The following is a 26,599-nucleotide window of genomic DNA, read 5'->3' on the forward strand; positions in this document are numbered from 1 at the left end:
ACATCTTGTTGTCTGATTATTGATTTTTCGCGAAACCATTTGATCATATGACAAGATGTGTATCCACCTTAACTTAATGATTTTTACCAAAATCATTAGGGGATTCATCAGTGCTGAGTGCCTCGTCAGAGTTCTGCTGTGACTGGAGCAATGCACGCGCCGTCATCGGGTCGCTGAACTGCTGCATAAGCTGGCGCACGATGACGGCCAGCTCTTGCGCGATTTTGTCCTTAAGCTGCGGGTCACGCTCCTCCGGGGCAATTTGCTCCGGGAAGTGGATTATCACCCGCCGACGGGACACGCCGCCGCTGCGGTCGGTGAAGCGCATCGGGTTATTGTTCACGGCCAGAATCACCGCCGGGATATAGGCCGAATAGGCGTCGCGGTATTTTGGGTCAACTGACACGGCATCGCCGCCGGTTATGGCCTTAAGTCCTGCGCCGTCCCCGCTCCATTTCTCCTGGTCAGGCAGGCGTATCAGCGAGAAGCCAATCAGCGCGGCACGCTCACGTGGTGATTCCAGCGTCTCGATGGTCGCTGACGTAGCGTTGTCCTCCCCGGCGAGCAGGGTCGCAATTTCGGCCAGAATACTTTTCCCGCTTCCGCCGGGTCCGGTGACTTCGAGAAAAAGCTGCCAGTCGTAGCGGTTCGCCAGCACCATAAACAGCGCGGCGAGTATCACGTCACGTTTAGCCGAATTACCACTGGCCGCACGGTCGAGCCAGCGCCAGAAATTCGGCGCATGGGTTTCCAGCGTTTCACCCTCCACCGGAGGGGTAAAGTCCACGTCGCACAGGGTGCGCAGCCAGTGTGATTTGCTGTGCGGACTGAATACGCCGGTGAGGGTATCGAGCACACCGTTGCGAAAGCCAATCAGACGACGCGCCGGGGCGGCCTGCTGCGGAATAATGAGTTTCAGGGTATCGACCACCGAGGCAATTCTCCCCGATGAAAACGGGGCACGCAGGCGCTGGAACAGCCCGGCCACGTCGCGCGCAAAGTCTGAGGGCGGGATGATTTTCCATGTCCCGGCTTCATACCGGGACAGGAGCTGGCCGTTCGCATCCACAGCCAGCGCTTCGCCGTAATGCTCATGCACCCGCATCGCCTTTTCACTGGTGCTCATGGCGGTAAATTCCGCCTCGCTCATGGTGTCGAACGGGCTTTGCGCCGCTGGCCGGATGGCATCGTAAATCGCTTTGCGTGTGGTGTCCTCGCCCTGCTGCATAAACGCATCATTCCAGTCACCGAACACCGGCGGGAGGGCAACCGTGCCCTCACAGGCCTGTGCGGCCTCTGCGGCTTTGATCTGGCCGTTCCCGCTGAGGTCACGGTCAGCGGCGAGGATAATCTGACAGGCCGGGTGCCTCTGACGGGCAAGGCTCGCCAGAGAAAGGAGGTTCACGGACGAGAGCGCCACCATGACGGTTTCACCGGTCAGGTGATGCACGGTGAGCGCGGTCGCGTAGCCCTCCGCTATCCACAGGCGTTTTCCCGCCTCTTTTTTCCCCTTGATAAGGTGATACGCCCCTTTTACCGCTCCGCCTTTCAGGGTGCGTTTGAGGCCGTCAGAATTAATAAGCTGAACGTTAACCACCGAGCCGGTATCGTCCTGCAGCGGCACGATGACATCACCGGCGCGGTAGGTCACGCCGCCGGTCTTGTGTGTGGTGGAAAGCGTCAGGCATTCGAGCGCAGGAAAGCCCTTCCGGGTCAGGTAGGCGTTGCCGGTGCCCGGGCGGGTTTTCTCCAGAAGCTTTGCGGCAAGCGTGGCAGCGGCTCTCCGGCTGGCATCGCTTTCGGCCTCGGCGGCGGTAATAATGTCCTCAGCAACCGGCGGCAGACTGCCGGTCAGGGCGCTCACCTTCCCGGCGGCTTCGGAAGCCGACACGCCGAACACCTTTTCGACCAGCTTAAGTCCGTCACCCGCGCCGCACTGGTTGCAGAACCACGTCCCGCGCCCCTCTTTATCATCGAAGCGGAAGCGGTCAGAGCCGCCGCACACCGGGCAGGCCTGATGCTGGTTTTTACTCACTTTCACACCCAGCGCCGGGAGAATGCGCGGCCAGTGGCCGCATGCCTGTTTTACGGTTTCCGTTACGTTCATTTTCATCGTTATTTTCTCCCTCAGTGCACAACCGGCGTGTCGATATGACGGGCACAGAGTTCATCCATTACGGCAAGCCCCAGAAAGGACAGCGACGGCGCGGCTTTCAGTGGTCCGGCTTCCATCAAATCCTCCAGCAGCGCACAGGCAATCTGACGGCCTTTTTCCTCGCCATGCTGGCGCAGATAAAACCCTTCCAGCTCGGCGGCAATAGCACTTTCCAGCGCATCAAGGGTGAGTTGCGGGTAGCGGTGCTGACGTTCGCATAGGGTCAGCCAGGCACAGGCCACGGCACGACGATACAGGGCGGCGCGTAATACCGGCGGTAACGGCTTTTTCATACGCTACCCTCCCCGGCCAGCCAGCGCTGATTGCAGCGTTCGACCACGCCGTCGAGCTGGGCGGTCATCAGGTAAATCACGGAGTTAAGCTGCGACTGCTGCGCGGGGTCGCGGTGGAGGGTGGTGCAGTCCTGCTCCTGCATCATCGCGCTGACAAAGTGGCCGACGTTGCGCAGGTGCTCAAGGCATTCGAGTTCTTTAATGCTGAGGGTGGTGTGTTTCATGCGCGCACCTCTGCAACCGGCAGACGGCCAGCAAACGAGAGGATGTAATCGCGAACAAGGGAAAGACGTGCGGCGTGCTCGTCACCGGCCACGGTGCGAAGCATACAGATACGGGGTTTACGGTCTGCGCGACGAACGGCGGCAAACAGGAAGACAAATTGCGGGTGTGACGGGGTGAGGATCGTAGCCATAAGGGCAACCTCCATAGTTAGCTGGTTACAGCTACCACCGAAGTTTCCACACTTATGGGTGGTAGCCCAGACGGGGGTGGAAATACCGGTAACTATGGGAACCGGCCCGACCGAAGTCGGCCCCGCCTGAGCCACCATTATTATAACAGCGCACAGGTTTCTAAACCGTTGCGCAGATAACGGGTGCATCAAGGCACAGACATAAAAAAAGACGCAAGGCGCGTCTAATGTCGCCATAGTTAAACACGGGTTTCCACGCCCGGCTGTCGATTTTGCGACAGCGGGAAAACTATACCTGGAAACGGCGAACGGAAGCAAGCCAGAAAAAGGGGCTTTCAGAAGAACGGTCATCATCATGCGTCACAGCTCCGGTTACGATCGGCGATCCGTTCGGCCATCCATGCGGCGATTTCTGACTGCGCCCACGCCACGTTTTTACCGCCAAGTGAGATCTGTTTCGGGAAAGCCTCCCGGCTGATGAGGTCATAAATCGTCGAACGGGACAGGCCACACAGGTGCATCACTTCGGGCAGGCGAATAAAGCGCTCCTGAACGGCGTCAGAAAACGGCATTGGCGGGGCGACAGGCGCAGAAGACGGGGAAGAAAAAGCGGTGTGCATCGGGCTACCTCATAAAGTCCATACAGTGCCGGTCGTGTCCGTCCGGCCTCGGGTAGCTCTCTATTTTGTGAATATTTTCTCTCAGGGCAACAAGTCTTTTCATATCAGCCCACCACACAACTGACTGAATTTTATACCGTAAACACTGCTGGCCTATATTGGCCGTTATTGGCCTTTATTGGCCATTGTTGGCAAAGTCGATAAGTTAAAAATGAAATATATATACACACTTTTATTCCGAATGAATCTAACCAGCTGAAACTCAGTCAGTGGTCAATAAATGCTCAGGGTGAACAGTGGTGAACAGACGGTGAACAGTCAGACCATCAACTGTTCACCATTTAAGATACTGTATTACTTATATTTTTATTTAAGGTGAACAGTGGTGAATAGTAAACAGTAAAAAAACAAACAGAGAGGGTGATTTTCCTGCGACCTTTCTCTGGCAAGCCTGCTTTTGAAAGTCCCGTCTGTGCCATTCCTGCCACAACGGCAATGAGTCGAGTTGTTGTGTGGCGCACGGCAGAATCTCCTCAACTTGACATGACTGAGGAGACACACCATGACCACCACCGCTATCCCTGAATACCTGACACCCGCATTTCAACAACTGGACGCGGCCAGAGCCGCCCACCTCGAGAGCGCCCGTCAGATGGATGACACCACCACGGCCATTGCCCGAACCGCCGAACAGAAAGCTGAGATTGAAAAGGAAAACGGCAGCGATGCCAGCGTATGGCGCAGGGCATTCCGTGCCGGTGGAGCAGTGCTGACGGATGAGCTGAAACAACAGCATCTGGCACGCGTGGCCTCCCGCGAGCTGGTGCAGGAATGCGACAGGCTGGCTGAGGTTCTGGCCTATGACAGCGACCGGCTGAAAGCCCTCTGTGACGGCACGGCCAGAGATTATCGTCAGGCGCATCATAGCGTGCTCAGCCAGTACGCCGGGAAAGAGCTGGATAACGCGCTGCGTGATACGTGCGGGGCCCTTGTCCGGGCGATGAAACTGAAAATGCTGACGCTGGGGAACCCGCTCGCAAACACCGTCGGGATTCAGGGTTATGTCGAACCGGATAAAGCCGTCATGCAGGAGGTGCAGGCGTGGCTCAAGCGTGCAGTGAATGACTGTCATATCCGTCTGGCGGATGAGCCGGTGCTGTTTAAAACCGGGCTGTCGGCTGAGACGCTGCCCCATATGGATTACGGCGTGGCAGTGACCAACGGTCAGCGTCAGGCCTTCTTTAACAAACTGCATGAGCGTGAAGCTGACCTGAAAGCGCGGGGACTGCTGGAGTGATGCACTGCCCGTTCTGTCAGTGCCCGGCGCACACCCGTACCAGCCGCTATCTGTCCGGGACGATCAAGCAGATTTATTACCAGTGCACCAACGTCCTGTGCTCCGCCACGTTCAGAACGGTGGAGTCAGTCGACAAAGTGATTCAGCCGCCCTCGGCCACGACAGAAACAGACGACCATTTAATCTGCACTCAGGCCGGTAAAACCCGAAAACAACGCCTGTAACCCATACGGAGACACCTGATGACACCCTTAACGCTGGAGCAGGCCTTTGAAGTCTGTCAGAACACTAAAACCGCCTGGCTGACCCGCAAACAGGAGCTGGCCGACACCGAACAGGAATACCGGGAACTCATCGCCACCGGTGATGACAGCCGCACCCGGAGTCTGCAAACCCTGCGCGATATTATCGACGTGAAAAAATGGGAAATTAATCAGGCGGCCGGTCGTTATATTCGCGCACATGAGAGCGTGCAGCGCATCAGTATCCGTGACCGGCTGAATGATTTTATGCAGGCGCACGGCGCAGAGCTGGCCGCCGCGCTTGCGCCTGAATTAATGGACTATAACAGCCAGAATCCCGCCGTCAGACACTGCGCGATGCAGCACTCCGTCGATTACCTGCGCGAGGCGCTGTCGGTGTGGCTGGCCGCCGGTGAAAAAATTAATTATTGCGCACAGGATAATGACATTTTAACGGACATCGGATTCAGGCCTGATGCGGCTTCGCGGGATGATAATCGTGAGAAATTCACACCTGCACAAAACCAGAATTACGTGAATAAACGCGCAGAACTGGCCTCGCAGTAGCCCGTCAAAAAATCCCCGTAAATCCCGCCATTTTTCCCGAATTAAGCCATGCATGCGTAAGGTGCATGGTTTTGCATGCGTTTTCACGTCCCGGCCTCCCCCGCCAGCGCCAGCTCTGGTGCGGTCTGAGGCTGCTCTTGCACCTGCATTGAAAGAGGCCCCTTAAGCGGGCAGGCGGGGCGGGGAGAGCATTGCGCGCCAAGACAGTGATTAATCATTTTTAATTTATACTATTCGAATATTTATAGAACCACTTACATAGAGATAAAGCGTAAACTTTCGGTTAAATATTAACATCTGATTGTGGTCCATAAACGGTATGACATTGAGTAATTAAGCTGTGCATACAGAATGCGAGACATTACTAGTTTTAGACTCAATTCCTTGACATATAATCACTGCAAAAAAAATAGAATACAAAAAACCTTCTTTAAAAAACCTCTAAAAAAACATCCTATGTACATGTAAAATAACTCCAGAATAAAATAATAGCATACTATCACTCTGGTTATTCCAATAACCTCGAATAATTGCACATTACGCACTACATTGACTTCTTGAAATATTAACAAACGCCTCACATCTAAAAATAAAAAACATATCCTTTTTTTACATGAGAGGCGTAACCATAAACTATCGCAAGGCTGCTTTTATTTGCAACAAAAGTTCAGCCCGCCTAATAATACTCTGAGTGCTGAGATACTCTTCCATCAAACCGGTCAAGTCAGTTTCGGTTATATATTCATCACCAACTTCAAATTCATGAAAAAATCTGTTTAGCTTACAGATGCTTATGGTATTCGCACCTTTCATTGATTTGTCAATATATGCCCTGCCAAACCTGATAATGTGCTCATCCCATGAATCAAAATGGGGATGTACTATTTTAAAGACAGTACCTGTCGTTGGGTATCTTACACGTCGAGAGCTGTTTCTAGTTACATCAGGAACTTCATTAATCACTTCCTGAGCGCGTTTAATCTCATTACAATCAGCACATATTACACATAGATTTCTAGAAGTGAACATAAAATCTAACTTTAAGGATTTTGGTATTATATGTTCAACAGTACAGTTTAAAGCAGAGCGTAATGAAATATCATTTTTACAAAATGCACACGTACCGCGTTGTTCACCACGATAAAAATCCCTAATTCTTGCTCTAAGGTTAGATAGCAAACCCTCCCCCCAAGACAAATGTGTATAATTACCTCGCTTGACCTCATCGATAGCCAAAAGATCATCCCTGGTAAAAACATAAAGGTTTTCAATATCAGCCATAATAATCGAAAACCTCCTCCAACACTTTAATCAACTCGTAGACAGGATCCTCTGATGCTATATTTTCCTTAAAACTTTTTAACCTTTCCAACAAAGCAGTATCTTCTACATCGAAAGATTTATTCTTTTTAACTTTTGAAAATAAGTTAATTGCTAACTTCGTTATATATTCATTTCTATACCCAGGAGCATCGAACACTTCTGCTAGTTGATAATCAGCTGATCTAAATGAATTATCGACAGAAGAAGTTAGCTCATCATTCTCAAGAGAGAGAATGTATCCATTATCAGACTTTAAACCTGATACTATTTGCGGAGAGTGTGTCGCAATTAAAAAATGACAACCAACATAGTCAGAAAATGTATTTTGTAGTAAATCTATAAATTCTAGCTGCCATTTAGGGTGAAGACTTATCTCTGGCTCATCAATGCAAATTAGAGAGCCATTTGAGATGGAACTCGCTATCCCCATCATCATCAAAATCATACATTGCTGACCAGAACTAGATTGGAAAAGGCTTATTTTGTTTTTTTCAGTCTTCCCAAACACCCTAATATCTTTAACTTGCAAAATATTTAAATCAATAAGAACCAACAAATTTTCAATCTCAGATTCAAACATATCGCTTTCTGAGTATAAGTTGAGCTTGAAATAAAAGTTTTTACCAAGATAATGATATTGGGTATAATCGATGTATTTAGAAACATTTGATATAAAATCTTCAAGATGAGTTAACTTATTCTTTTCTTTATAATTATTAAGTTTTTCAATGAACAATGGATCTTTAAATCTGTTTCTCTCTACGTAATCGTTATAGAATTCTACATAGTTGCCGCTTTTTAACTTACCGAGATTTACATTTAAAGAGAAACTAATATCCATCATTGGAGCGAATCCTAAATATGAAAATAGTCTCCCTAATCTTTTTAAGATGCCATGATTAATACTCATGCCATAAAAAATTGAGGCGATACCTTTAGTCAGAATCGCGTGTGGTGAATTACTAGTTGTTTTTAAACCATAATAAAAATAATTATTCTTAAAGTTGCTATTTTTTGCAGCATGCACATATAAAGGAAACTTATCAAATCGCCCAGTTGAAACTGCAATAACTTTCTTTGGACTAGTAATTGAACCTGATGCTAAGAGTGCACTGTCATCTTTAGAGAAAATAAAAGAATTAACTACCTTACTAAGTAGACGGCTCTTACCGCTTGAATTTTTACCAGTGATAATCGTATATGTGTTTTGTTCACTTACATTACCTTTGCTTAAGGTAAACACACGACTATCACTAGTCACTTTTTCAATTTGGAATTTCATCATTCACCACTTTTAAAAATAAAATCACTATACCATGAAAGCATGACTCTTCTATTTGATATATATTGAGCATGGTTGTAAGTACCTCTGATATTGTTTTTGTCCACATGAGCTAGTTGCATTTCAATCCATATACTTTCATAACCACGCTCATGCAAAATTGTAGACAATGTATGTCTGAAACCATGTCCAGTTAGCTTCCCACCGTATCCAATACGTTTGATAAGCTGATTTATGCTTGCTTCACTCATAGGTTTGTTCGGATCGTTACGTCCCGGAAAAACATAACGATAGTTTCCTGTCATTATCTTGAGTTCCTTGAGTAAATCTAACGCCTGAGTTGACAATGGCACAAGATGCGCCCTACGCATTTTCATCCTTTCGGCAGGAATTTCCCAAAGAGCGTTATCTAGATCAAATTCTGACCATAATGCTGCACGCAATTCGATGGTTCTTACACCTGTGATCATCAGTAATTTAGTAGCAATTTGGACAAGCCGACTCCCTGTATAACTGTCTAAAGCACGCAGAAAATCAGTTATCTCGTCAGCTTTTAGAAAAGGGTAGTGATTGGATTGATGTACTTCGAGAGCACTGGATAGATCCGCAGCAGGATTAAACTCAGCCCTTCCTGTAGCGATCGCGTAACGAAAAACCTCTGAGCAACGCTGTCGCACTTTGCGCATCTTCTCTAACGCTCCGCGCTTTTCAATTTTACGCAGCACATTAAGCAGTTCTAGCGGTTTTATTTCGCCAATGGGTCTTTCCCCTACATATGGGAAAATATCATTCTGAAATGCTTCCATGATATCTGACGCATATCCTGCCGACCATTTGGTAGACTTCATCTGATGCCATTCTGTGGCTATCTTTTCAAACGCATTTTCGGATTCCGTTTGCAAAGCAATCTTCTGCTCTTTTCGAACCTCACTCGGATTCTTTCCTTCGGCGACCAGCTTTCGGGCATCCTCACGACGGGAACGCGCATCGGCAAGTGTGATTGTTGGATAAACACCAAGCGAGATCATTTTGGGTTTACCGGCAAAACGATAACGGAACCGCCAGCTCTTGCTTCCATTAGGCTCTATAAGCAATGACAGCCCTTGCCCATCTCCAAGTGTATAGGCTTTAGCTTCAGGCTTAGCGCGGCGAATCTGCATATCGTTTAAAGGCATGTGTATAGGAATCCAAGACCGAACAGGAACATATACACAATCCTATACACATTCCGTATCGGATTCTACTGGATGGTTACGGACAGTGACGGACTAAAATTCGATAAAATCTATATAAATCATGGTAGTTATGGATGAATACGGACGTTTGAGGAAATTGAGATGGTGCCGATAATAGGAGTCGAACCTACGACCTTCGCATTACGAATGCGCTGCTCTACCAACTGAGCTATATCGGCCCTGAAAGGCCGGTTACGAGCGTAACCACGGGGCAAAAGAGTAGATCTAACCGGGTGATGCGTCAATGCCCTTTTGAATCAAACGGCTATTTTTGCATCACCCGCGATTATTTACCCACGAATCGTATCATCACCGTAGCCGATCCACTTGTAGGTGGTCAGTGCTTCCAGCCCCATCGGACCGCGGGCGTGCAGCTTCTGAGTGCTCACAGCCACCTCCGCGCCCAGACCAAACTGGCCGCCATCGGTGAAGCGCGTCGAGGCATTCACGTAAACCGCAGACGAATCCACTTCATTCACAAACCGATCGGCATTGCGCAGGGTGCGCGTCAGGATCGCGTCAGAATGCTGGGTTCCGTGTTCACGAATGTGCGCAATAGCGTCATCGAGATCCGCAACCACCTTCACGTTCAGATCCAGCGACAAATACTCATCGTCGTACTGCTCCGCGTTAACCGGAACGACCTTCGCCGGACCGTCTTTCAGCAGGGCGAGAGACTTCTCATCCGCATGCAGCGTGACGCCACTTTCCGCCATCTGCTTGCTCAGCGCTGGCAGGAAGGTACTGGCGATGCCCTGATGCACCAGCAGCGTTTCCACCGTATTACAGGTGCTTGGACGCTGTGTTTTAGCGTTGACGATAATCTTCAGCGCAGGTTCTACCTCCGCGGTGTCATCCACTACGATATGGCATACGCCAATACCACCGGTGATCACCGGAATGGTAGATTGCTCACGGCACAGCTTGTGCAAGCCCGCGCCGCCGCGTGGGATCAGCATGTCGATGTATTTGTCCATGCGCAGCATCTCGTTGACCAGCGCACGGTCGGGGCTTTCAATCGCCTGCACGGCACCCGCCGGTAAACCACACTCCTCCAGCGCCTGCTGAATGACGTTTACCGTCGCGGCGTTGGTGCGCCAGGTCTCCTTCCCGCCACGCAGGATCGCGGCATTACCGGTCTTCAGGCACAGGGAGGCGACATCCACCGTCACGTTTGGACGCGCTTCGTAAATCACCCCAATGACGCCAAGCGGCACGCGGCGACGCTCAAGGCGTAATCCGCTGTCGAGCACCCCACCGTCAATCACCTGCCCTACCGGGTCGGGGAGGTTGCACACCTGACGGACGTCGTCGGCGATACCTTTCAGACGCGCCGGGGTCAGCGCCAGACGATCGAGCATCGCTTCGCTTAAGCCGTTGCGACGCGCTTCCAGCAGATCCTGCTCGTTGGCGAGCAAAATTTCCTGCGACTGAGATTCCAGATAATCAGCGATTTTTTCCAGCACGCGGTTTTTCTCGCGGCTGGAAAGGAGCGCCAGTTTATAAGAGGCTGCTTTCGCGGCTGCGCCCATTTGTTCAAGCATGTTCTGGCTCCTTAACGAATAATCATGTCGTCACGATGCACGGCAACCGGGCCATATTCATAGCCCAGGATGGCGTCGATCTGCTGGGAATGGTGACCAGCAATCCGACGCAGCGCGTCGCTGTTATAACGACTTACGCCATGAGCGATGTCGCGACCTTCAAGGTTACGGATTCGGATCACTTCACCACGCGAGAAGTTGCCTGTCACGCTTTTAATTCCTTTTGGAAGTAACGAGCTTCCTCTTTCCAGAATAGCGGCGGTCGCGCCTTCATCCACGGTCAGTTCGCCAGCCGGGGGCGCGCCAAAGATCCAGCGCTTTCGGTTTTCCAGCGGGGATGCCTGAGCGTGGAATCGTGTGCCCACAGAGATGCCTTCCATCACATCACCGATCACGCCCGGACGGCTGCCCGCGGCGATGATGGTGTCGATACCGGCCCGACACGCCACGTCCGCGGCCTGGAGCTTGGTGCCCATGCCGCCTGTCCCCAGACCAGAAACGCTGTCACCCGCAATGGCGCGCAGCGCATCGTCAATGCCGTGAACGTCTTTAATTAGTTCTGCCTGTGGATTAGAACGCGGGTCAGCGGTAAACAGCCCCTGCTGATCGGTCAGAAGCAGTAGCTTATCGGCCCCTGCCAGGATCGCCGCCAGCGCAGAGAGGTTATCGTTGTCGCCCACTTTGATTTCAGCGGTGGCAACAGCGTCGTTTTCGTTAATGACCGGAACGATATGGTTATCCAGCAGTGCACGCAGCGTATCGCGGGCGTTCAGGAAACGTTCTCTGTCTTCCATATCCGCACGCGTCAGCAGCATCTGCCCGACGTGAATGCCGTAGATGGAGAACAGTTGTTCCCAGAGCTGTATGAGTCGGCTTTGTCCCACGGCGGCCAGCAGCTGTTTGGAGGCGATCGTCGCGGGGAGTTCGGGGTAGCCCAGGTGTTCACGCCCGGCGGCAATCGCCCCGGAAGTCACAATCACAATACGATGCCCTGCGGCATGCAACTGAGCGCACTGACGTACAAGCTCAACGATATGGGCACGATTCAGGCGGCGCGATCCGCCTGTTAACACACTGGTACCGAGTTTTACCACCAGCGTCTGGCTGTCACTCATGATTCTCTGCCGTTCAACAATAAGGGAAAATGATGTCAGTCAGACGTTTTAACAGGTGTCAGCTCCGTTGCCAACTGCCTTAGCGCATGACCCGTCACTTTGTTGCGCGGGATCAGGAAGCGTAGCGGCAGATTTTGACAATTTTATTACCGAAAAATTAAAACATACTTTTTTAGACATATTCTTACTTTGTCATAAAACTTTCACCCACGAACGATAAAACCCTTCCTGTTTTTCACGGGGTAATAAGTCGAATCTTATTACTCAGCGAATATTAGCGCGTTTTTATAAAATCAGGATTGAAAATGAAAAAGAGCACTCTGGCATTAGTGGTAATGGGCGTAGTTGCTTCCGCATCTGTTCAGGCAGCAGAAGTTTATAATAAAAACGGGAATAAACTGGACGTGTACGGCAAAGTAAAAGCAATGCACTACATCAGTGATGATGACGCTAAGGATGGTGACCAGACTTACGTTCGTTTCGGCTTTAAGGGTGAAACGCAGATTAACGATCAGCTGACGGGCTACGGACGTTGGGAAGCTGAGTTCGCAGGTAACAAAGCTGAGAGCGACTCTTCTCAAAAAACACGTCTGGCATTTGCCGGGCTGAAACTGAAAGACTTCGGCTCACTGGATTACGGCCGTAACCTGGGCGCGCTGTATGATGTCGCCGCATACACCGATATGTTCCCGGAGTTCGGCGGTGACGGCCTGGCGCAGACCGATAACTTCATGACGAAACGCGCCTCCGGTCTGGCCACATACCGTAATACCGATTTCTTTGGCCTGGTTGACGGCCTGAACATGACCCTGCAATACCAGGGCAAAAATGAAAACCGCGACGTGAAGAAGCAAAACGGTGACGGCTTCGGTACCTCCCTGAGCTATGACTTCGGCGGCAGCGATTTTTCTGTGATTGGTGCGTATGCCAGCTCCGATCGCACTAACGATCAAAACCTTCAGGCACGCGGCGAAGGTAAAAAAGCAGAAGGCTGGGCAACCGGTTTGAAATATGATGCCAACGATATTTATCTGGCCACTATCTATTCCGAAACCCGCAATATGGCCCCTATTTCCGGTGGCTTTGCAAATAAAGCGCAAAACTTCGAAGTGGTTGCGCAATATCAATTTGACTTTGGTCTGCGTCCATCTCTGGGTTACGTGCAGTCTAAAGGCAAAGATATCGAAGGTATCGGCGATGAAGATATCGTGAAATACATCGACGTAGGTGCTACATATTATTTCAACAAAAATATGTCTGCGTTTGTTGATTATAAGATCAACCAGATCGATGACGATAATAAACTGGGCGTAAGCAGCGATGATATCGTTGCGCTGGGCATGACCTACCAGTTCTGATGTTGTGGTAATAAAAAACCGGCGCTGAGCCGGTTTTTTTGTGCCCGGTGACGCTGTGCTTACCGGGCGTACGGGATAGTACATTTTTCATGCCGGGTAAGGCGTAGCCGCCACCCGGCGCTGTGACATCATCAGGCTCTCAGTTTCACCGCTTCGCTGGAAAAATCGTCCGCAGGCTCCAGCTTCAGATCCAGCGTTGCCAGCAGATCACGAGCTTTGCCGTGAAATTCTTTTAGCGTATGCTCCAGACGATCGATCACTTCCTGATCTTTGATGCTCGTCGCCTGCCAGTGCCCGTCTTTATTAAACAGGCCAAACTGATAGCTATAGGTAAAACGGTTTTCCTGTGCTTCCATTTCCATCCACCAGCCCCAGAACTCACGTTTTTCGGGTGCAGGCTTCACGTTGACGCAAACAGCCAGGCAGTCGAAAAAAAAGCGATTCTCTTCACACTGCTCTTCTCGAATATACGGGCCAAGAGCCATGAACTTCTTAATCAGTCTACTTTTCGGGTGTCCACTCGGTAACGTCATTGCGATCTCCTTTTGTGAAGCACTGTTTTACCAAACCAACGAAATTTAGCAAACTATTAACACAATCTCTGCGTGATCCAGCGTGTGATCTCTTTCAGCGCTTTGTCAAAATTCTGGTACACCGGGCTGAAGGGTACCTCCAGCAATTTACCATCAGAAGATGACGACGTGATTAAGCGTGACTCCTCTTCCGGGCTAAACGGATCGTTCTTCCAGAAACCGGACATCATCGGGGTTGGGCAGCGGCGGCCGAGTAAGCCCTGCGTTTTTAATGAATAACGATTAAGTTCAATGCGCAACGCTTCGTCTGAAGCATCATGCATGCCAAGTCGGCTCGCCAGCACGTCCAGATACATCTCAGGAACGCTACCCTGACGCGCAGGATCGCTTAACAGAGCATGCACCACCGGGCCAAGACAGGCGACGGCCTTCAGGCGTGAAGATTCAAGGTAGGCAAGCCGTACCGCGACGTTAGCGCCAAAGCGGAAGCCAAACGCGCCAACCCGGGTGTGGTCAACCCAAGGGATATTCTCCAGCGCTTTTAAAGCATGCTGGTGCAGCAGGCTGGAGTCTTGCGTAAGTTTCCATTTGGATGAAAAACCAATGGAAGGCATATCAAGCGTCAGCATGGCGATTCCGTTTGGGGCAAAGTAGCGCTCATACAGGCTGTAATAGTCAATTTGTAACGAGTCCAGTCCACCGCACATCAGAACCGTCGGGAACGGCCCTTCCCCCTCCGGCATATGCAGGAATCCGGTCACCGGGCTGCCACCGGGAATGGCGAACTCAATTTCACGCATCCGGCCAGGCAACCGCTGCGCGGCCTCTTCATAAGCCCGGTTTGCCAGCGCCTGGGCCTGCTCTGCCAGTTCGTCGCCTTTAAGATGCGGATATGCAGCGATGCTGTACAGATTTGCCGCATGCAGCCAGTGCTTTCCGCTGAGAGTGGCGTCTTCTTCCTGGCTCGCTTTTTGCTGCCAGAGCATGGCCTGCTTTGACCATTCGTAGATCCAGTTTCCACCACGGTAGCCCACCACCGTATCGTAGAGATCGCCGTCGGTACGCTCGGACTCACTCATCACGATACGCGCCTGCACGTCGAGGATTTCACGCGGATCGATGCCGCGCCAGATCCACATCAGGCGGTTAATCATTCGATACCAGTGGGGCACGTTCTTACCGTCTAACGCTGACTGAACGGCAGGCATTGTCCCCGGATTAAAACGACGCACCAGCGTCGACGTTTCAGGGTGCTTGAAACGGGGTTTGAAGAGAGTTTCGGTAAGATTCGCCTGCGTCATTGCGTTGCCTCCATGGATACGTCATATGAAGACCATTGTAACGCGTGGCAGGCTAAAAAGAACAACGCCCGGCATAACCGGGCGTGTAAAGTTACGTACTGAAATTAACGGCCAGAGATAGGCGGTACGAAGACCACGCCCATATCCCATGGCTGTTCAATCCAGGTATCCTGCGGGATATCAATAACGTAATCATCAACCAGTGGGCGACCCGCTGGTTTCGCGAAGATAGTGACGAAGTGCGCTTTTGGATACATTTCGCGGATAGCCACCGCGGTACCGCCGGTGTCCACCAGATCGTCGATAACGATAAAGCCTTCACCGTCGCCTTCCGCGCGTTTCAGCACTTTCAGTTCGCGCTGGTTGTCGTGATCGTAGCTGGAGATACATACGGTATCGACATGACGAATACCCAGCTCACGTGCCAGCAGCGCCCCCGGTACCAGACCGCCACGGCTGACGGCAATAATGCCTTTCCACTGTTCGGAAGGCATCAGACGCGCAGCCAGTTTGCGTGCGTGAATCTGCAACATGTCCCAGGTGACGACGTATTTTTCGCTCATGTGAAGTGTCCCAGCCTGTTTATATACGGCTTAAAAAAATGAGGGTGAACCAGGTTGCGCGAGATTATAGAGATCTGACGCACTAAAAACCAGTGTTACGCGCCATGAGCCTGAGTTTTTACATGCTTAATGCTACCAGCCACGGGAGAAAGTGGTATTCTCAGTTGCATCTCGCAAGCCTGACTTGTGGTAACGATTAACCTGCTAACCCTGTGACCTGCAACATTGTTTTGCAGCGCAACGACAAGGAGACCTATCGTGTCTGAACTGTCTCAATTATCTCCACAGCCACTGTGGGATATTTTTGCCAAAATCTGCTCCATTCCGCACCCTTCCTATCACGAAGAACAGCTTGCCGAACATATTATGGGTTGGGCGAAGGAAAAAGGTCTGCACGCTGAGCGCGACCAGGTTGGCAATATTCTTATCCGCAAACCTGCCACCGCAGGTATGGAAAACCGTAAGCCAGTGGTATTGCAGGCGCACCTGGATATGGTTCCGCAGAAAAACAACGACACCGTTCACGACTTCACAAAAGACCCGATCCAGCCGTACATCGACGGTGAGTGGGTGAAGGCGCGCGGCACGACTCTGGGCGCAGATAACGGCATTGGTATGGCTTCCGCGCTGGCCGTGCTGGCTGACGACAGCGTTGAACACGGTCCGCTGGAAGTGCTGCTGACCATGACTGAAGAAGCGGGCATGGATGGCGCGTTCGGTCTCCAGGCAAACTGGCTGCAAGCGGACATTCTGATCAACACCGACTCCGAAGAAGAGGGGGAGATCTACATGGGCTGCGCAGGCGGGATCGATTTTATCTCTACCCTGCCGCTGTCCCGCGAAGCGATCCCTGCCGGATTCGAGACCTTTAAGCTGACGCTGAAAGGACTGAAAGGCGGTCACTCCGGCGGTGATATTCACCTGGGCCTGGGCAACGCCAACAAACTGCTGGCGCGTTTCCTGGCGGGCCATGCTGCTGAACTGGATCTGCGTCTGGTGGACTTCAACGGCGGTACTCTGCGTAACGCGATCCCTCGCGAAGCCTTCGCTACCGTGGCGGTGCCTGCGTCGAAAGCGGACGAGCTGAAAAAACTCTCCAGCGTGTATCTGGAGATCCTGAAAAACGAACTGTCTGCAAAAGAGAAAAACCTGACGGTGGTGCTGGAGTCCGTTACGACGGATAAAGCCGCGCTGACCGCACAGTCTCGTGACACGTTCGTCCAGCTGCTGAACGCAACGCCAAACGGCGTTATTCGCAACTCTGACGTGGCGAAAGGCGTGGTGGAAACCTCCCTGAACGTGGGCGTGGTGACCATGGGTGACGACAGCGCAGAGATCATCTGCCTGATCCGTTCCCTGATCGACAGCGGTAAAGAGTACGTTGTGAGCATGCTGGAATCTCTGGGTACCCTGGCGGGCGCGAAAACGTCTGCAAAAGGCAGCTACCCGGGCTGGCAGCCGGATGCAAGTTCTCCGGTCATGGCACTGGTGCGTGAAACTTATCAGCGACTGTTCAACAGCACCCCGAACATTCAGGTTATTCATGCGGGTCTGGAGTGTGGTCTGTTCAAGAAACCGTATCCGGATATGGACATGGTCTCCATCGGGCCAACCATCACCGGGCCACACTCCCCGGATGAGCAGGTTCACATTGAAAGCGTCGGTCACTACTGGACGCTGCTGACTGAGCTGCTGAAAGCAATTCCTGTTAAGTAATTAGCCGTTTGATGCCCGGTGGCGCTACGCTTGCCGGGCCTACGATTAGCGTAATCTACAGTCCCAACACCAGTTGACGCTCCAGCTGCGGATCCAGCAAGGTGACGTGCAGCCCCACCAGCCTCACCCCTCGTCCGCCCCGCCGTTCTTCCCACGCCTTTTTCGCCGTCGCGATAAGATCCTCTTTGTTGAGGCGTGGCCAGACGTGCTCCTGCGTCGTCTGCTGAAAATCGTTAAATTTCAGTTTGATGCCCTGTCGGGCAATAAGCAGATCCGGTTTGACCTTCAGTAAGCGTCGTTCAAGCTCAGGATAAAGCTGTTCCGTAATAATGGTTTCACACTCGGTCCAGTCATGGATATCTTCGCTCAGCGTGCGTTCAACGCCGACCGATTTACGCAGCCGTTCGTTGTTCACATCCCGGTCATCAATGCCCTGACTGCGTTCCCACAGTACGCGGCCAAACTTGCCAAAACGCTTAAGCAGCAGCGCCAGATCGCTGCGCTGAACGTCTTCGCAGGTGCGTAGCCCCATATTTTCCAGCTTCGCGGCGGAGACTTTGCCCACGCCGGGGATTTTGCTGAGCGGCAGCGTCTTTAAAAACGCCGGAACCTCTTCCGGAGTGATGACGTACTGGCCGTTGGGCTTATTTAAATCGGAGGCGATTTTGGCGAGAAATTTGACCGGCGCGACGCCTGCCGATGCCGTCAGGTTCAGCTCGTTAAAAATAGTCTGGCGGATCTCCTGCGCCATGAGGGTGGCGGAGCCGTGGCAGTGCACGCCGTGGGTGACATCCAGATAGGCTTCATCCAGCGATAACGGTTCAATCAGTGAGGTGTAGCGGGAGAAGATCTCCCGAATGTGGCTCGATGCTTCTTTATAGGCATCAAAACGTCCGGGCAAAAGAGTGAGATGCGGGCACAGTTTCAGCGCCATCGCTGTCGGCATGGCGCTGCGTACACCGTATTTGCGAGCAGGATAGTTGGCGGTGCTGATGACACCGCGCTGAACCCGGCTGCCGCCAATGGCGATCGGAATATCCCGCAGCGCCGGGTTGTCACGCATCTCCACTGCGGCAAAAAAGCAGTCCATATCGACATGGATTATTTTGCGCATAGTAAGCCCTCACTTATTACTGGATAAGTATACAGTAAACAAATGAGGGTTGAGAAGTGCGCGCAGGAATTGTCGGGTGGCGGCGTTGCCTTACCCGACCTGGAAGACTAAATAATGCGTTGCTGCTCGCGAGCCATCCGCTTTTTCCGCGCATCGCACGGTTCCGGACAATCGCACACTTTTTCCATTCCGATGGAAGAGATGCCTCCGCAACTGCCTTGAATGCTTTTACGCTTGATGATCCAGCCTAAGGACATGCCGAAGATCACCAGCACAAACACCGCAAAGGTCGCCAGAAAAGTCAGCATAATCAGCCTCCGAAATCATCAAGCATGATGTTCTCATCTTCCACGCCAAGATCTTTTAGCATCTTAATCACGGCGGCGTTCATCATTGGTGGACCACACATATAGAACTCGCAGTCTTCCGGTGCCGGGTGCTGTTTGAGGTAATTTTCATACAGCACGTTGTGGATGAAGCCCGTATAGCCTGTCCAGTTATCTTCCGGCTGCGGATCGGATAGCGCCACATGGAAGGTAAAGTTAGGGTTATCACGCGCCAGTTGTTCAAACTCATCGTCATAGAACATTTCGCGCAGTGAACGCGCCCCGTACCAGAAGCTGATCTTACGCTTGCTGCCAAGTCGTTTGAGCTGGTCAAAAATATGCGAACGCATCGGCGCCATACCCGCACCGCCGCCGATAAAGACCATCTCCGCGTCAGTATCTTTGGCAAAGAATTCGCCGAACGGGCCGGAAATCGTCACTTTGTCGCCAGGCTTGAGGGACCAGATATACGACGACATGACGCCAGGAGGGGCATCAGGCACATTCGGTGGCGGCGTGGCGATACGCACGTTGAGCATAATAATGCCCTTCTCTTCCGGATAGTTAGCCATGGAATAGGCGCGAAGCGCGGGCTCTTTTACCTCGGAAACAAAGCGGAAGAGGTTAAATTTATCCCAGTCTGCCCGGTACTCCTCAGGCACATCGAAGTCAGCATACGCGACGGTGTGTGCCGGACAATCAATCTGGATATACCCACCCGCACGGAACGGGACGCTCTCCCCTTCAGGGACACGCAGCTTGAGCTCTTTGATGAACGTGGCTTTGTTATCGTTAGAGATAACTTCGCATTCCCATTTTTTCACGCCGAAGATCTCCTCCGGCAGCTCAATCTTCATGTTCTGGCGCACAGCGACCTGGCACGCCAGACGGCATCCCTCTTTCGCTTCACGCTTCGTGATATGCGACAGTTCCGTTGGCAGAATATCACCGCCGCCCTCTTTGACCGTCACACGGCACTGGCCACAGGAGCCACCGCCGCCACAGGCAGACGAGACAAAAATCCCGTTGCCGGAGAGCGTGTTAAGCAGCTTATCCCCTGCCGGGGTACGGATCTGATTCTGCGGATCGTCATTGATATCAATGATCACATCCCCGGAATTGACCAGCTTCGCACGCGCCGCCAGGATCAGCCCTGACAGCACCAGTACTATCAGCGTGAACATCACCACGCCAAGAATAATTTCCATCTGTTAGCCCTTATAGCTGCACACCGGAGAAGGACATAAAGCCCAACGCCATCAGGCCGGTGGTGATAAAGGTGATCCCTAAGCCACGAAGCCCCGCAGGTACGTTGGCATATTTCATTTTTTCACGGATCCCCGCCATGGTGACAATCGCCAGCATCCAGCCGATACCGGAACCGAAGCCATACACAACCGATTCACTGAAGTTGTAATCGCGCTGAACCATAAACGAGACGCCACCGAAGATGGCGCAGTTCACGGCGATCAGCGGCAGGAAGATCCCCAGCGCGTTGTACAGCGACGGGAAGTATTTATCGAGGATCATCTCAAGGATCTGAACAAGCGCTGCAATCACTCCGATAAAGGTGATGAAGTTCAGGAAGCTAAGATCAACCCCCTCCACCAGCGCGCCATCGCGCAGCACGAAGTTGAATACCAAGTTGTTAATCGGAACGGAAAGCCCCAGCACAACGGTAACTGCCACGCCCAGACCAAATGCCGTCGATACCTTTTTAGAAACGGCAAGGAACGTACACATGCCCAGGAAGAAAGCGAGCGCCATGTTTTCAACAAACACCGCGCGCACAAATAAACTCAGGTAATGAGCCATTGTCGGTTACTCCTTTTCCTGCTGTTCAGGCTTCAACGTACGAATCAGCCAGATCAGCAAACCGATAATGAAAAATGCGCTTGGGGCCAGCAGGAACAGGCCGTTCGGCAGATACCAGCCGCCGTTCTGTACCGTATCCAGCACCGGAATGCCAAACAGCTTGCCGCTGCCAATAAGTTCGCGCAGGAAACCAACCGTCAACAGGATCACGCCGTAACCCAGGCCGTTGCCAATACCGTCCATAAAGCTCGCCAGCGGTGGCATTTTCATCGCATAGGCTTCAGCACGCCCCATCACGATGCAGTTGGTGATTATCAGGCCGACAAACACCGAAAGCTGCTTCGAGGTTTCATAGGCGAAGGCGCGCAGGAGCTGATCGACCACGATCACCAGCGAGGCGATAATCGCCATCTGCACGATGATCCTCACGCTGTTGGGTATGTGGTGGCGGATCATTGAGATAAACATGCTGGAAAACGCTGTCACCAGCGTTACCGCCAGCGTCATGACCACCGCCGTTTCCAGCTTGGTGGTCACCGCCAGCGCCGAGCACACCCCCAGCACCTGTAGCGTTATCGGGTTATTGGCTAACAGCGGGCCAATCAGCACCTTTTTAACTTCTTTCAGTTCACCCGTATCAGCCATTATTCAGCGCTCCTTCACGTACATTCTTCAGGAAGGGACCAAAGCCCAGTTCACCCATCCAGAAATCAAAGCTGTGCTGCACACCGTTAGAGGTGAGCGTGGCGCCGGAAAGGCCATCAACGGCAAATTCATCGCCGGGACGCGCGCCCCCTTTCACCACCTTCAGCGCAGGCTGGCCGTTGTCGTCGAGCACTTTTTTACCAACAAACTGTGCCCGCCAGTTAGGGTTCTCAACTTCGCCTCCCAGCCCTGGTGTTTCGCCCTGATCGTAATAAGTAATGCCTTTGACCGTACGACCATCGGTATCCAACGCCACAAAGGCGTACATCATTGACCATAAACCGTTGCCATAGATGGGCAACACGATTTCCTGGATGCGCTTTTGCTCGTCACGGACGAGGTAAATCTCCGCGACATTGCTGCGGCGCTTAATGCCTGCCGGATCCTGCGAGGCGTCAAGCGTGGTGCTCATCTGCGGATCTTTTAGCGCCAGCGCCTGGTTGTATTTCGCCGGGTCTTTATCCATTAACTCCCCGGTTTTTAAATCCACCAGCCGTGCGGTAATACGTTCGGCAAACACCGCTGCGACGTCATCCTTCGTCATGCCTTCCTGTATCAGCCCGGCCACGGCCAGGATGTTACGCTGTTTATCCAGCGCTCGTTGCTCCTGCTGTAGCGGCTTTAACCCTACGGCAGAACCGGCCACGACAATGGAACAGACCAGACACAGTACCAGCACCACCAGCAGCGTTTTGCTGATGCTGTCGTTATTTTTGATCTCAGCCACGCGCCTTCCTCCGCTTAATGTTGGCGCGCACGACCAGGTAGTCGAACAGCGGCGCAAACAGATTGGCAAACAGAATGGCCAACATCATCCCTTCCGGATAAGCCGGGTTGACCACGCGAATCAGTACACACATCACCCCAATGAGCGCGCCGTAACACCATTTACCTCTGTCGGTAAACGAAGCCGAGACCGGATCGGTGGCCATGAACATCATGCCAAACGCAAAGCCTCCCAGCACGAGGTGCCAGTACCACGGCATGGAGAACATCGGGTTTGTGTCTGAACCAATGAAGTTGAAAAGCGTGGCGGTGAGTACCATCCCGAGCATGACGCCAGCGACAATGCGCCAGGACGCCACGCGGCCAAAGAGGATGATGGCCCCGCCGATTAAAATCATCAGGGTAGACACTTCACCGATGGAGCCTGGAATATTGCCGATAAACGCATCAAACCAGGTGACAGGCTGTCCGGTTGCATTGTTGACCAGCGTTTCGCCGCCGCCTGCCGCCCACTGTGAAAGTGGCGTCGCGCCGGAGAATCCGTCTGCTGCCGTCCACACCAGGTCTCCCGAGATTTGCGCCGGATAAGCAAAGAACAGGAACGCGCGCCCTGCCAGCGCCGGGTTGAGGAAGTTGCGTCCGGTCCCACCGAAGATCTCCTTGGCAATCACCACGCCAAAGCTGATCCCCATCGCCGCCTGCCAGAGCGGCAGCGTTGGCGGGACAATCAGCGCAAACAGAATAGAGGTGACAAAGAAGCCCTCGTTGATCTCATGTTTGCGAATAATGGCGAACAGCACCTCCCAGAAACCGCCCACGATAAAGACAGTCATATAGATGGGGAGGAAGAAGACAGCGCCCAGCGTCATCATGCTGACCCAGCCAGCATCTGCCGCAAAGCTCACCCCCAGCGACTGCGCCAGACGATAGTGCCAGTCAGATTGAATCACCTGCGCCAGTTGCTCTGCATCATACATATGGTGCAGCGCCGGAATAGTTTGCAACCCAACGTTATACATCCCCCAGAACATGGCCGGGAAGACCGCAAACCAGACCAGAATCATCATTCGCTTGAGGTCGATGGCGTCGCGAACGTGGGCCGCGCCTTTCGTCACCAGACCCGGCGTGTAGAAAATGGTCGTGGTCGCTTCATACAGTGGGTAATACTTTTTGAGCTTCCCTTCGGTAAAGTGCGGCTCAATTTTTTCAAAGAGGTGTTTTAAGCCCATGGTTATCCTTCCTGCTCAATGCGGGTTAACACCTCGCGCAATACGGGTCCATATTCGTATTTACCTGGACACACATAGGTACACAGCGCCAGATCTTCTTCGTCCAGCTCCAGACAGCCCAGCGCCTGGGCACCGTCGGTATCGCCGGCCAGGAGATCGCGCAGCAGCACGGTGGGCAGAATATCCAGCGGCATCACGCGTTCGTAGTTGCCAATCGGAACCATGGCGCGCTCACCGCCGTTGGTGCTGGTGGAGAAGTTAAACAGCTTACGACGCAGGAAGTGGCCGAGCGTGGTGCGCGTTACCGAGTATTTTTCTGCACCAGGCAGTACCCAGCCGAACAGCTCTTTCTCGCGTCCTTCAAGCACCACGCTCACCTGAAGATGGAAACGACCCAGCCAGGCCATCGGGCCTGTCGCGTGCCTGCCGCTCAGCACCGAACCGGAAATAATACGGTTTTCACCCTCTTTCGTTTCGCCAGCCAACAGCGCCGTCAGGTCCGCCCCAAGCAGCGTGCGAACCAGACGCGGTTGGGTTGCCTGAGGGCCGCCGATGGCAATAATGCGTTCTGCGCACAGCTCACCCGTGGTGAACAGCTTACCGATAGCGATCACGTCCTGATAATTAAGATGCCAGACCTGTTTCGTCAGGCTTACCGGCTCCAGGAAATGAATATGCGTTCCCACCAGCCCGGCCGGATGCGGGCCGGCAAATTCATTAAAGGCCACCTGCCCTTGCGGATGCCCGCCCAGCTTACCGCCGCTGGCCTGGCAGACATGCACTTTGCCCGGCGTCAGGCGCGTTAACACGGTGAGGCCGGCATCGAAAGCTTTGCGTTCAGCCAGGATAAGAGGCTGCGGATCTGCGCTGAGCGGGTTGGTGTCGATGGCCGTGACGAAGATAGCGGCCGGCACAGTGCCAGGCACGGGCGTTTTGCTATAGGGGCGCGTGCGAAGCGCCGTCCACAGTCCCGACTCCAGCAGTTGCGTCTGCACCGCGTCGTGGCTGAGGGTGGCAAGATCGGCGGCGTCAAAACGCGCAAATTCGCGTTTCTCATCGCCTTCAATTTGAATAACAACCGATTGCAGGACGCGACGCTCACCACGATGGATGGCGACAACGGTGCCGCTGGCTGGGGCTGTAAACATAACGCCAGGATTTTTTTTATCCTCGAAGAGCGCCTGGCCTTTTATTACGCGATCGCCTTCCTGTACCAGCATCGCGGGACGCATGCCCACGTAATCATCACCTACAATAGCGACATGATGAATACTGGCGCCGGTGGTAACGTGCTGTTCAGGCACGCCAGAGATTGGCAGATCGAGTCCTTTTCTGATTCTAAACATGTGGTTAGCAGGTATCCATGAACAACAATCCAGAGAGGCCGGAGTGTATCATTTTCGGCCCTGCCAGGGGCAGCAAATCCGCCGACTGGCGCGCCGAAATGCGAGCTATTGCGCAAAGTTCCTGGAGTCAGGACAATGTGAATGGGTTATAAAGTAAAACTAATTTGTAAACGCAAAGGTTGGCTCTTGCGAAAATCTCCATCGGTGCTAATGTGAGCGCTCCTGTCCAGATTAGTCTGATTTCGGGTGTCTTTTGCCGTTCTGGCAAGTTGGTCATTGTTTTATCAAGGAACCAGTAGTATGCGTAAAATCGCATTGTTCATTGCGATGCTTCTGATACCGTGCATGTCGTTTGCCGGGCTGCTTGGCAGTAATAGTTCAACGACGCCGGTCAGCAAAGAGTATAAACAGCAGTTGATGGGATCCCCGGTTTATATTCAAATCTTCAAGGAAGAGCGCACACTCGATCTGTTTGTCAAAATGGGCGAGACGTATCAGCTGCTCGATAGCTACAAAATCTGTAACTATTCTGGCGGGCTGGGGCCGAAACAGCGCCAGGGTGACTTCAAAAGTCCGGAAGGGTTTTACAACGTTCAGCGTAACCAGCTAAAACCGGACAGCCGCTTCTATAAAGCGATTAACATCGGTTTCCCCAATGCCTTCGACCGTGCGCACGGTTACGAAGGGAAATACCTGATGATTCACGGTGCCTGCGTGTCAGTCGGTTGTTATGCGATGACGGATTCCGGCATTGATGAAATCTTCCAGTTTGTCACGGGCGCACTGGTCTTCGGCCAGCCGAATGTTCAGGTCAGCATCTATCCGTTCCGTATGACGGATGCGAACATGGCGCGCCATAAGTACTCTGTTTACACAGATTTCTGGAAACAGCTAAAACCGGGCTATGACTACTTCGAGCAGACCCATAAGCCGCCGGTGGTGTCCATCGTCAATGGCCGTTACGTGGTGAGTAAACCGCTCAGCCATGAAGTGGTTCAGCCGCAGCTGGCGTCAAATTACGCGGTCCCCGAGACAAAATAGCGCCCACTCGCCTGGCATGATCTTTTGCCAGGTTTCGTTGCCGGTCAGCGGCTGCGTTGCAATGACTGTGACCACATCGTTCGGTGTGGTCTCCTTCTGAAAATCAATTTCCACATCCTGATCGAGCAGCGTGGCGACGCCAAACGGCGCACGTCGGGTGATCCAGAACAGATTCGTCGAGCAGAACGCCATCACGTAGCGCCCGTCAGACAGCAGCATATTAAAGACGCCCTTCTCGCGTAACTCAGACGCCAGTGACGCTATGTACTTAAAAACGGCGGTCATGTTGCCGGGCGTACGGGGGTAGCGCTCGGTCAGCTTGTGCAGCAGCCAGCAAAATGCTTTTTCGCTGTCCGTTTCACCGACAGGACGGAAATTGCCGGTTTCCAGCGACTTATAGCCCGAAAGCTGCCCGTTGTGCGCATAGGTCCAGTTACGGCCCCACAGTTCACGGGTAAACGGATGGGTATTTTCCAGCGCCACTTCGCCGCGATTTGCCTGGCGGATATGGGCGATCACCGAACAGGATTTAATAGGATAGTCCTGCACCAGTCTGGCAATGGGTGAGTTAAAGCTGGGTTGTGGATCTTTAAACGTGCGACATCCTTTGCCTTCGTAGAAGGTAATACCCCAGCCGTCTTTATGCGGCCCGGTTCCTCCACCGCGCTGAACCAGCCCGGTAAAACTAAAGCAGATATCGGTTGGCACATTGGCGCTCATCCCGAGCAGTTCGCACAT

General features: G+C 52.5%; 28 protein-coding genes, 1 tRNA gene and 1 pseudogene. 6 read left to right on the forward strand and 24 right to left on the reverse strand.

All coding sequences use genetic code 11. The features are described from left to right. Window positions 1–112: 112 nt before the first annotated feature. The 6 genes and pseudogenes from ACOTX5_RS21520 to ACOTX5_RS21545 all read right to left on the reverse strand — a co-directional run. A pseudogene (locus ACOTX5_RS21520) lies at window positions 113–2,113 on the reverse strand (primase-helicase zinc-binding domain-containing protein); the annotation flags it as partial. 14 nt (window positions 2,114–2,127) lie between these two features. Then, a complete protein-coding gene (locus tag ACOTX5_RS21525; protein WP_048229237.1) occupies window positions 2,128–2,448 on the reverse strand; it encodes a DUF5375 domain-containing protein in 321 nt (106 codons plus the stop codon). After that, window positions 2,445–2,672, reverse strand: coding sequence for a hypothetical protein (locus ACOTX5_RS21530; RefSeq protein WP_048229235.1), 228 nt, complete (start codon window positions 2,670–2,672; stop codon window positions 2,445–2,447). The genes ACOTX5_RS21525 and ACOTX5_RS21530 overlap by 4 nt, the downstream gene beginning before the upstream one ends. Beyond that, the gene (locus ACOTX5_RS21535) at window positions 2,669–3,220 is read right to left on the reverse strand and encodes a host cell division inhibitor Icd-like protein (RefSeq protein WP_080350879.1); all 552 of its coding nucleotides are present in this window, start codon (window positions 3,218–3,220) and stop codon (window positions 2,669–2,671) included. The genes ACOTX5_RS21530 and ACOTX5_RS21535 overlap by 4 nt, the downstream gene beginning before the upstream one ends. Then, window positions 3,217–3,483: a helix-turn-helix transcriptional regulator gene (locus tag ACOTX5_RS21540; RefSeq protein WP_048229231.1), complete on the reverse strand. Its 267-nt coding sequence runs from the start codon at window positions 3,481–3,483 to the stop codon at window positions 3,217–3,219. Before ACOTX5_RS21540 ends, ACOTX5_RS21535 begins: the two co-directional genes overlap by 4 nt. A gap of 341 nt (window positions 3,484–3,824) precedes the next feature. Then, window positions 3,825–4,004 (reverse strand): hypothetical protein, encoded by a 180-nt coding sequence (locus tag ACOTX5_RS21545; RefSeq protein ID WP_163373971.1) that lies wholly within the window; start codon window positions 4,002–4,004, stop codon window positions 3,825–3,827. A 41-nt stretch (window positions 4,005–4,045) separates the two neighbouring features. On the opposite strand from ACOTX5_RS21545, the gene ACOTX5_RS21550 reads away from it, so the two are divergent. Genes ACOTX5_RS21550 through ACOTX5_RS21560 form a run of 3 tightly spaced genes read left to right on the forward strand, consistent with a single transcriptional unit; the run spans window position 4,046 to window position 5,589 of the window. Further along, window positions 4,046–4,780 carry a hypothetical protein gene (locus ACOTX5_RS21550; RefSeq protein WP_049110223.1) on the forward strand — a complete coding sequence of 245 codons (735 nt, stop codon included), beginning with the start codon at window positions 4,046–4,048 and terminating at the stop codon, window positions 4,778–4,780. Continuing rightward, a complete protein-coding gene (locus ACOTX5_RS21555; RefSeq protein WP_045141904.1) occupies window positions 4,777–5,004 on the forward strand; it encodes an ogr/Delta-like zinc finger family protein in 228 nt (75 codons plus the stop codon). Before ACOTX5_RS21550 ends, ACOTX5_RS21555 begins: the two co-directional genes overlap by 4 nt. Before the next feature lie 18 nt (window positions 5,005–5,022). Continuing rightward, a complete protein-coding gene (locus tag ACOTX5_RS21560) occupies window positions 5,023–5,589 on the forward strand; it encodes a phage polarity suppression protein (protein WP_048229227.1) in 567 nt (188 codons plus the stop codon). Between the two features lie 633 nt (window positions 5,590–6,222). On the opposite strand, the gene ACOTX5_RS21565 is transcribed toward ACOTX5_RS21560, so the two are convergent. The 6 genes from ACOTX5_RS21565 to proB all read right to left on the reverse strand — a co-directional run bounded on the left by ACOTX5_RS21565 (window position 6,223) and on the right by proB (window position 12,088). Then, the gene (locus tag ACOTX5_RS21565; RefSeq protein ID WP_063438770.1) at window positions 6,223–6,870 is read right to left on the reverse strand and encodes an HNH endonuclease domain-containing protein; all 648 of its coding nucleotides are present in this window, start codon (window positions 6,868–6,870) and stop codon (window positions 6,223–6,225) included. Next, a complete protein-coding gene (locus ACOTX5_RS21570) occupies window positions 6,863–8,197 on the reverse strand; it encodes an ATP-binding protein (protein WP_080350883.1) in 1,335 nt (444 codons plus the stop codon). The genes ACOTX5_RS21565 and ACOTX5_RS21570 overlap by 8 nt, the downstream gene beginning before the upstream one ends. Beyond that, entirely contained in the window at window positions 8,194–9,369 is a 1,176-nt protein-coding gene (locus ACOTX5_RS21575; protein ID WP_049110227.1) for a tyrosine-type recombinase/integrase, read from the reverse strand. Before ACOTX5_RS21575 ends, ACOTX5_RS21570 begins: the two co-directional genes overlap by 4 nt. 163 nt (window positions 9,370–9,532) lie before the next feature. Then, a tRNA-Thr gene (locus tag ACOTX5_RS21580) sits at window positions 9,533–9,608 on the reverse strand. Window positions 9,609–9,719: 111 nt separating this feature from the next. After that, the gene (gene proA, locus ACOTX5_RS21585; protein ID WP_017383130.1) at window positions 9,720–10,973 is read right to left on the reverse strand and encodes a glutamate-5-semialdehyde dehydrogenase; all 1,254 of its coding nucleotides are present in this window, start codon (window positions 10,971–10,973) and stop codon (window positions 9,720–9,722) included. Window positions 10,974–10,984: 11 nt separating this feature from the next. Next, on the reverse strand, window positions 10,985–12,088 hold the full coding sequence (gene proB, locus ACOTX5_RS21590; protein WP_015571369.1) for a glutamate 5-kinase: 1,104 nt from the start codon (window positions 12,086–12,088) through the stop codon (window positions 10,985–10,987). Between the two features lie 305 nt (window positions 12,089–12,393). Between proB and phoE the strand changes: the two genes are divergently transcribed. After that, on the forward strand, window positions 12,394–13,446 hold the full coding sequence (gene phoE / locus ACOTX5_RS21595; RefSeq protein ID WP_017383128.1) for a phosphoporin PhoE: 1,053 nt from the start codon (window positions 12,394–12,396) through the stop codon (window positions 13,444–13,446). Window positions 13,447–13,577: 131 nt separating this feature from the next. On the opposite strand, the gene crl is transcribed toward phoE, so the two are convergent. The 3 genes from crl to gpt form a co-directional block, all read right to left on the reverse strand. Continuing rightward, window positions 13,578–13,979, reverse strand: coding sequence for a sigma factor-binding protein Crl (gene crl, locus ACOTX5_RS21600; protein ID WP_006809999.1), 402 nt, complete (start codon window positions 13,977–13,979; stop codon window positions 13,578–13,580). Window positions 13,980–14,035: 56 nt separating this feature from the next. Further along, window positions 14,036–15,280 carry an esterase FrsA gene (gene frsA / locus ACOTX5_RS21605; RefSeq protein ID WP_017694464.1) on the reverse strand — a complete coding sequence of 415 codons (1,245 nt, stop codon included), beginning with the start codon at window positions 15,278–15,280 and terminating at the stop codon, window positions 14,036–14,038. 104 nt (window positions 15,281–15,384) lie between these two features. Further along, window positions 15,385–15,843 carry a xanthine phosphoribosyltransferase gene (gene gpt, locus ACOTX5_RS21610; RefSeq protein ID WP_003863205.1) on the reverse strand — a complete coding sequence of 153 codons (459 nt, stop codon included), beginning with the start codon at window positions 15,841–15,843 and terminating at the stop codon, window positions 15,385–15,387. A 258-nt stretch (window positions 15,844–16,101) separates the two neighbouring features. Here gpt and pepD point away from each other — a divergent pair, with 258 nt between their 5' ends. Further along, on the forward strand, window positions 16,102–17,559 hold the full coding sequence (pepD, locus tag ACOTX5_RS21615; RefSeq protein WP_032652656.1) for a cytosol nonspecific dipeptidase: 1,458 nt from the start codon (window positions 16,102–16,104) through the stop codon (window positions 17,557–17,559). A 55-nt stretch (window positions 17,560–17,614) separates the two neighbouring features. Here the strand turns inward: pepD and dinB are convergent, their stop codons facing one another. From dinB to ACOTX5_RS21655, 8 genes are all read right to left on the reverse strand, one after another. Beyond that, a complete protein-coding gene (gene dinB, locus ACOTX5_RS21620; protein ID WP_032102824.1) occupies window positions 17,615–18,673 on the reverse strand; it encodes a DNA polymerase IV in 1,059 nt (352 codons plus the stop codon). A 107-nt stretch (window positions 18,674–18,780) separates the two neighbouring features. Further along, on the reverse strand, window positions 18,781–18,981 hold the full coding sequence (gene nqrM / locus ACOTX5_RS21625; protein WP_003863212.1) for a (Na+)-NQR maturation NqrM: 201 nt from the start codon (window positions 18,979–18,981) through the stop codon (window positions 18,781–18,783). A 2-nt stretch (window positions 18,982–18,983) separates the two neighbouring features. Beyond that, a complete protein-coding gene (nqrF, locus tag ACOTX5_RS21630; protein ID WP_015571374.1) occupies window positions 18,984–20,207 on the reverse strand; it encodes an NADH:ubiquinone reductase (Na(+)-transporting) subunit F in 1,224 nt (407 codons plus the stop codon). Between the two features lie 10 nt (window positions 20,208–20,217). Further along, window positions 20,218–20,814 carry an NADH:ubiquinone reductase (Na(+)-transporting) subunit E gene (gene nqrE, locus ACOTX5_RS21635; protein ID WP_003863217.1) on the reverse strand — a complete coding sequence of 199 codons (597 nt, stop codon included), beginning with the start codon at window positions 20,812–20,814 and terminating at the stop codon, window positions 20,218–20,220. A gap of 6 nt (window positions 20,815–20,820) precedes the next feature. Next, window positions 20,821–21,459 (reverse strand): NADH:ubiquinone reductase (Na(+)-transporting) subunit D, encoded by a 639-nt coding sequence (locus ACOTX5_RS21640; RefSeq protein ID WP_003863219.1) that lies wholly within the window; start codon window positions 21,457–21,459, stop codon window positions 20,821–20,823. After that, window positions 21,452–22,246 (reverse strand): Na(+)-translocating NADH-quinone reductase subunit C, encoded by a 795-nt coding sequence (locus ACOTX5_RS21645; protein WP_045911132.1) that lies wholly within the window; start codon window positions 22,244–22,246, stop codon window positions 21,452–21,454. Before ACOTX5_RS21645 ends, ACOTX5_RS21640 begins: the two co-directional genes overlap by 8 nt. Continuing rightward, the gene (locus tag ACOTX5_RS21650; protein ID WP_015571375.1) at window positions 22,239–23,474 is read right to left on the reverse strand and encodes an NADH:ubiquinone reductase (Na(+)-transporting) subunit B; all 1,236 of its coding nucleotides are present in this window, start codon (window positions 23,472–23,474) and stop codon (window positions 22,239–22,241) included. The genes ACOTX5_RS21645 and ACOTX5_RS21650 overlap by 8 nt, the downstream gene beginning before the upstream one ends. Window positions 23,475–23,476: 2 nt before the next feature. Then, window positions 23,477–24,820 carry a Na(+)-translocating NADH-quinone reductase subunit A gene (locus ACOTX5_RS21655; protein ID WP_023295963.1) on the reverse strand — a complete coding sequence of 448 codons (1,344 nt, stop codon included), beginning with the start codon at window positions 24,818–24,820 and terminating at the stop codon, window positions 23,477–23,479. Window positions 24,821–25,120: 300 nt separating this feature from the next. Between ACOTX5_RS21655 and dpaA the strand changes: the two genes are divergently transcribed. After that, complete coding sequence (dpaA, locus tag ACOTX5_RS21660; RefSeq protein ID WP_006810008.1) at window positions 25,121–25,861, forward strand: peptidoglycan meso-diaminopimelic acid protein amidase; 741 nt, start codon at window positions 25,121–25,123, stop codon at window positions 25,859–25,861. Here dpaA and ACOTX5_RS21665 read toward each other — a convergent pair. After that, the gene (locus ACOTX5_RS21665) at window positions 25,832–26,599 is read right to left on the reverse strand and encodes a class II glutamine amidotransferase (RefSeq protein ID WP_017383120.1); all 768 of its coding nucleotides are present in this window, start codon (window positions 26,597–26,599) and stop codon (window positions 25,832–25,834) included. The two genes, dpaA and ACOTX5_RS21665, sit on opposite strands and share 30 nt — an antisense overlap.

The organism is Enterobacter cloacae complex sp. IR5441, from assembly GCF_049238215.1.
Classification (GTDB): domain Bacteria; phylum Pseudomonadota; class Gammaproteobacteria; order Enterobacterales; family Enterobacteriaceae; genus Enterobacter; species Enterobacter hormaechei_C.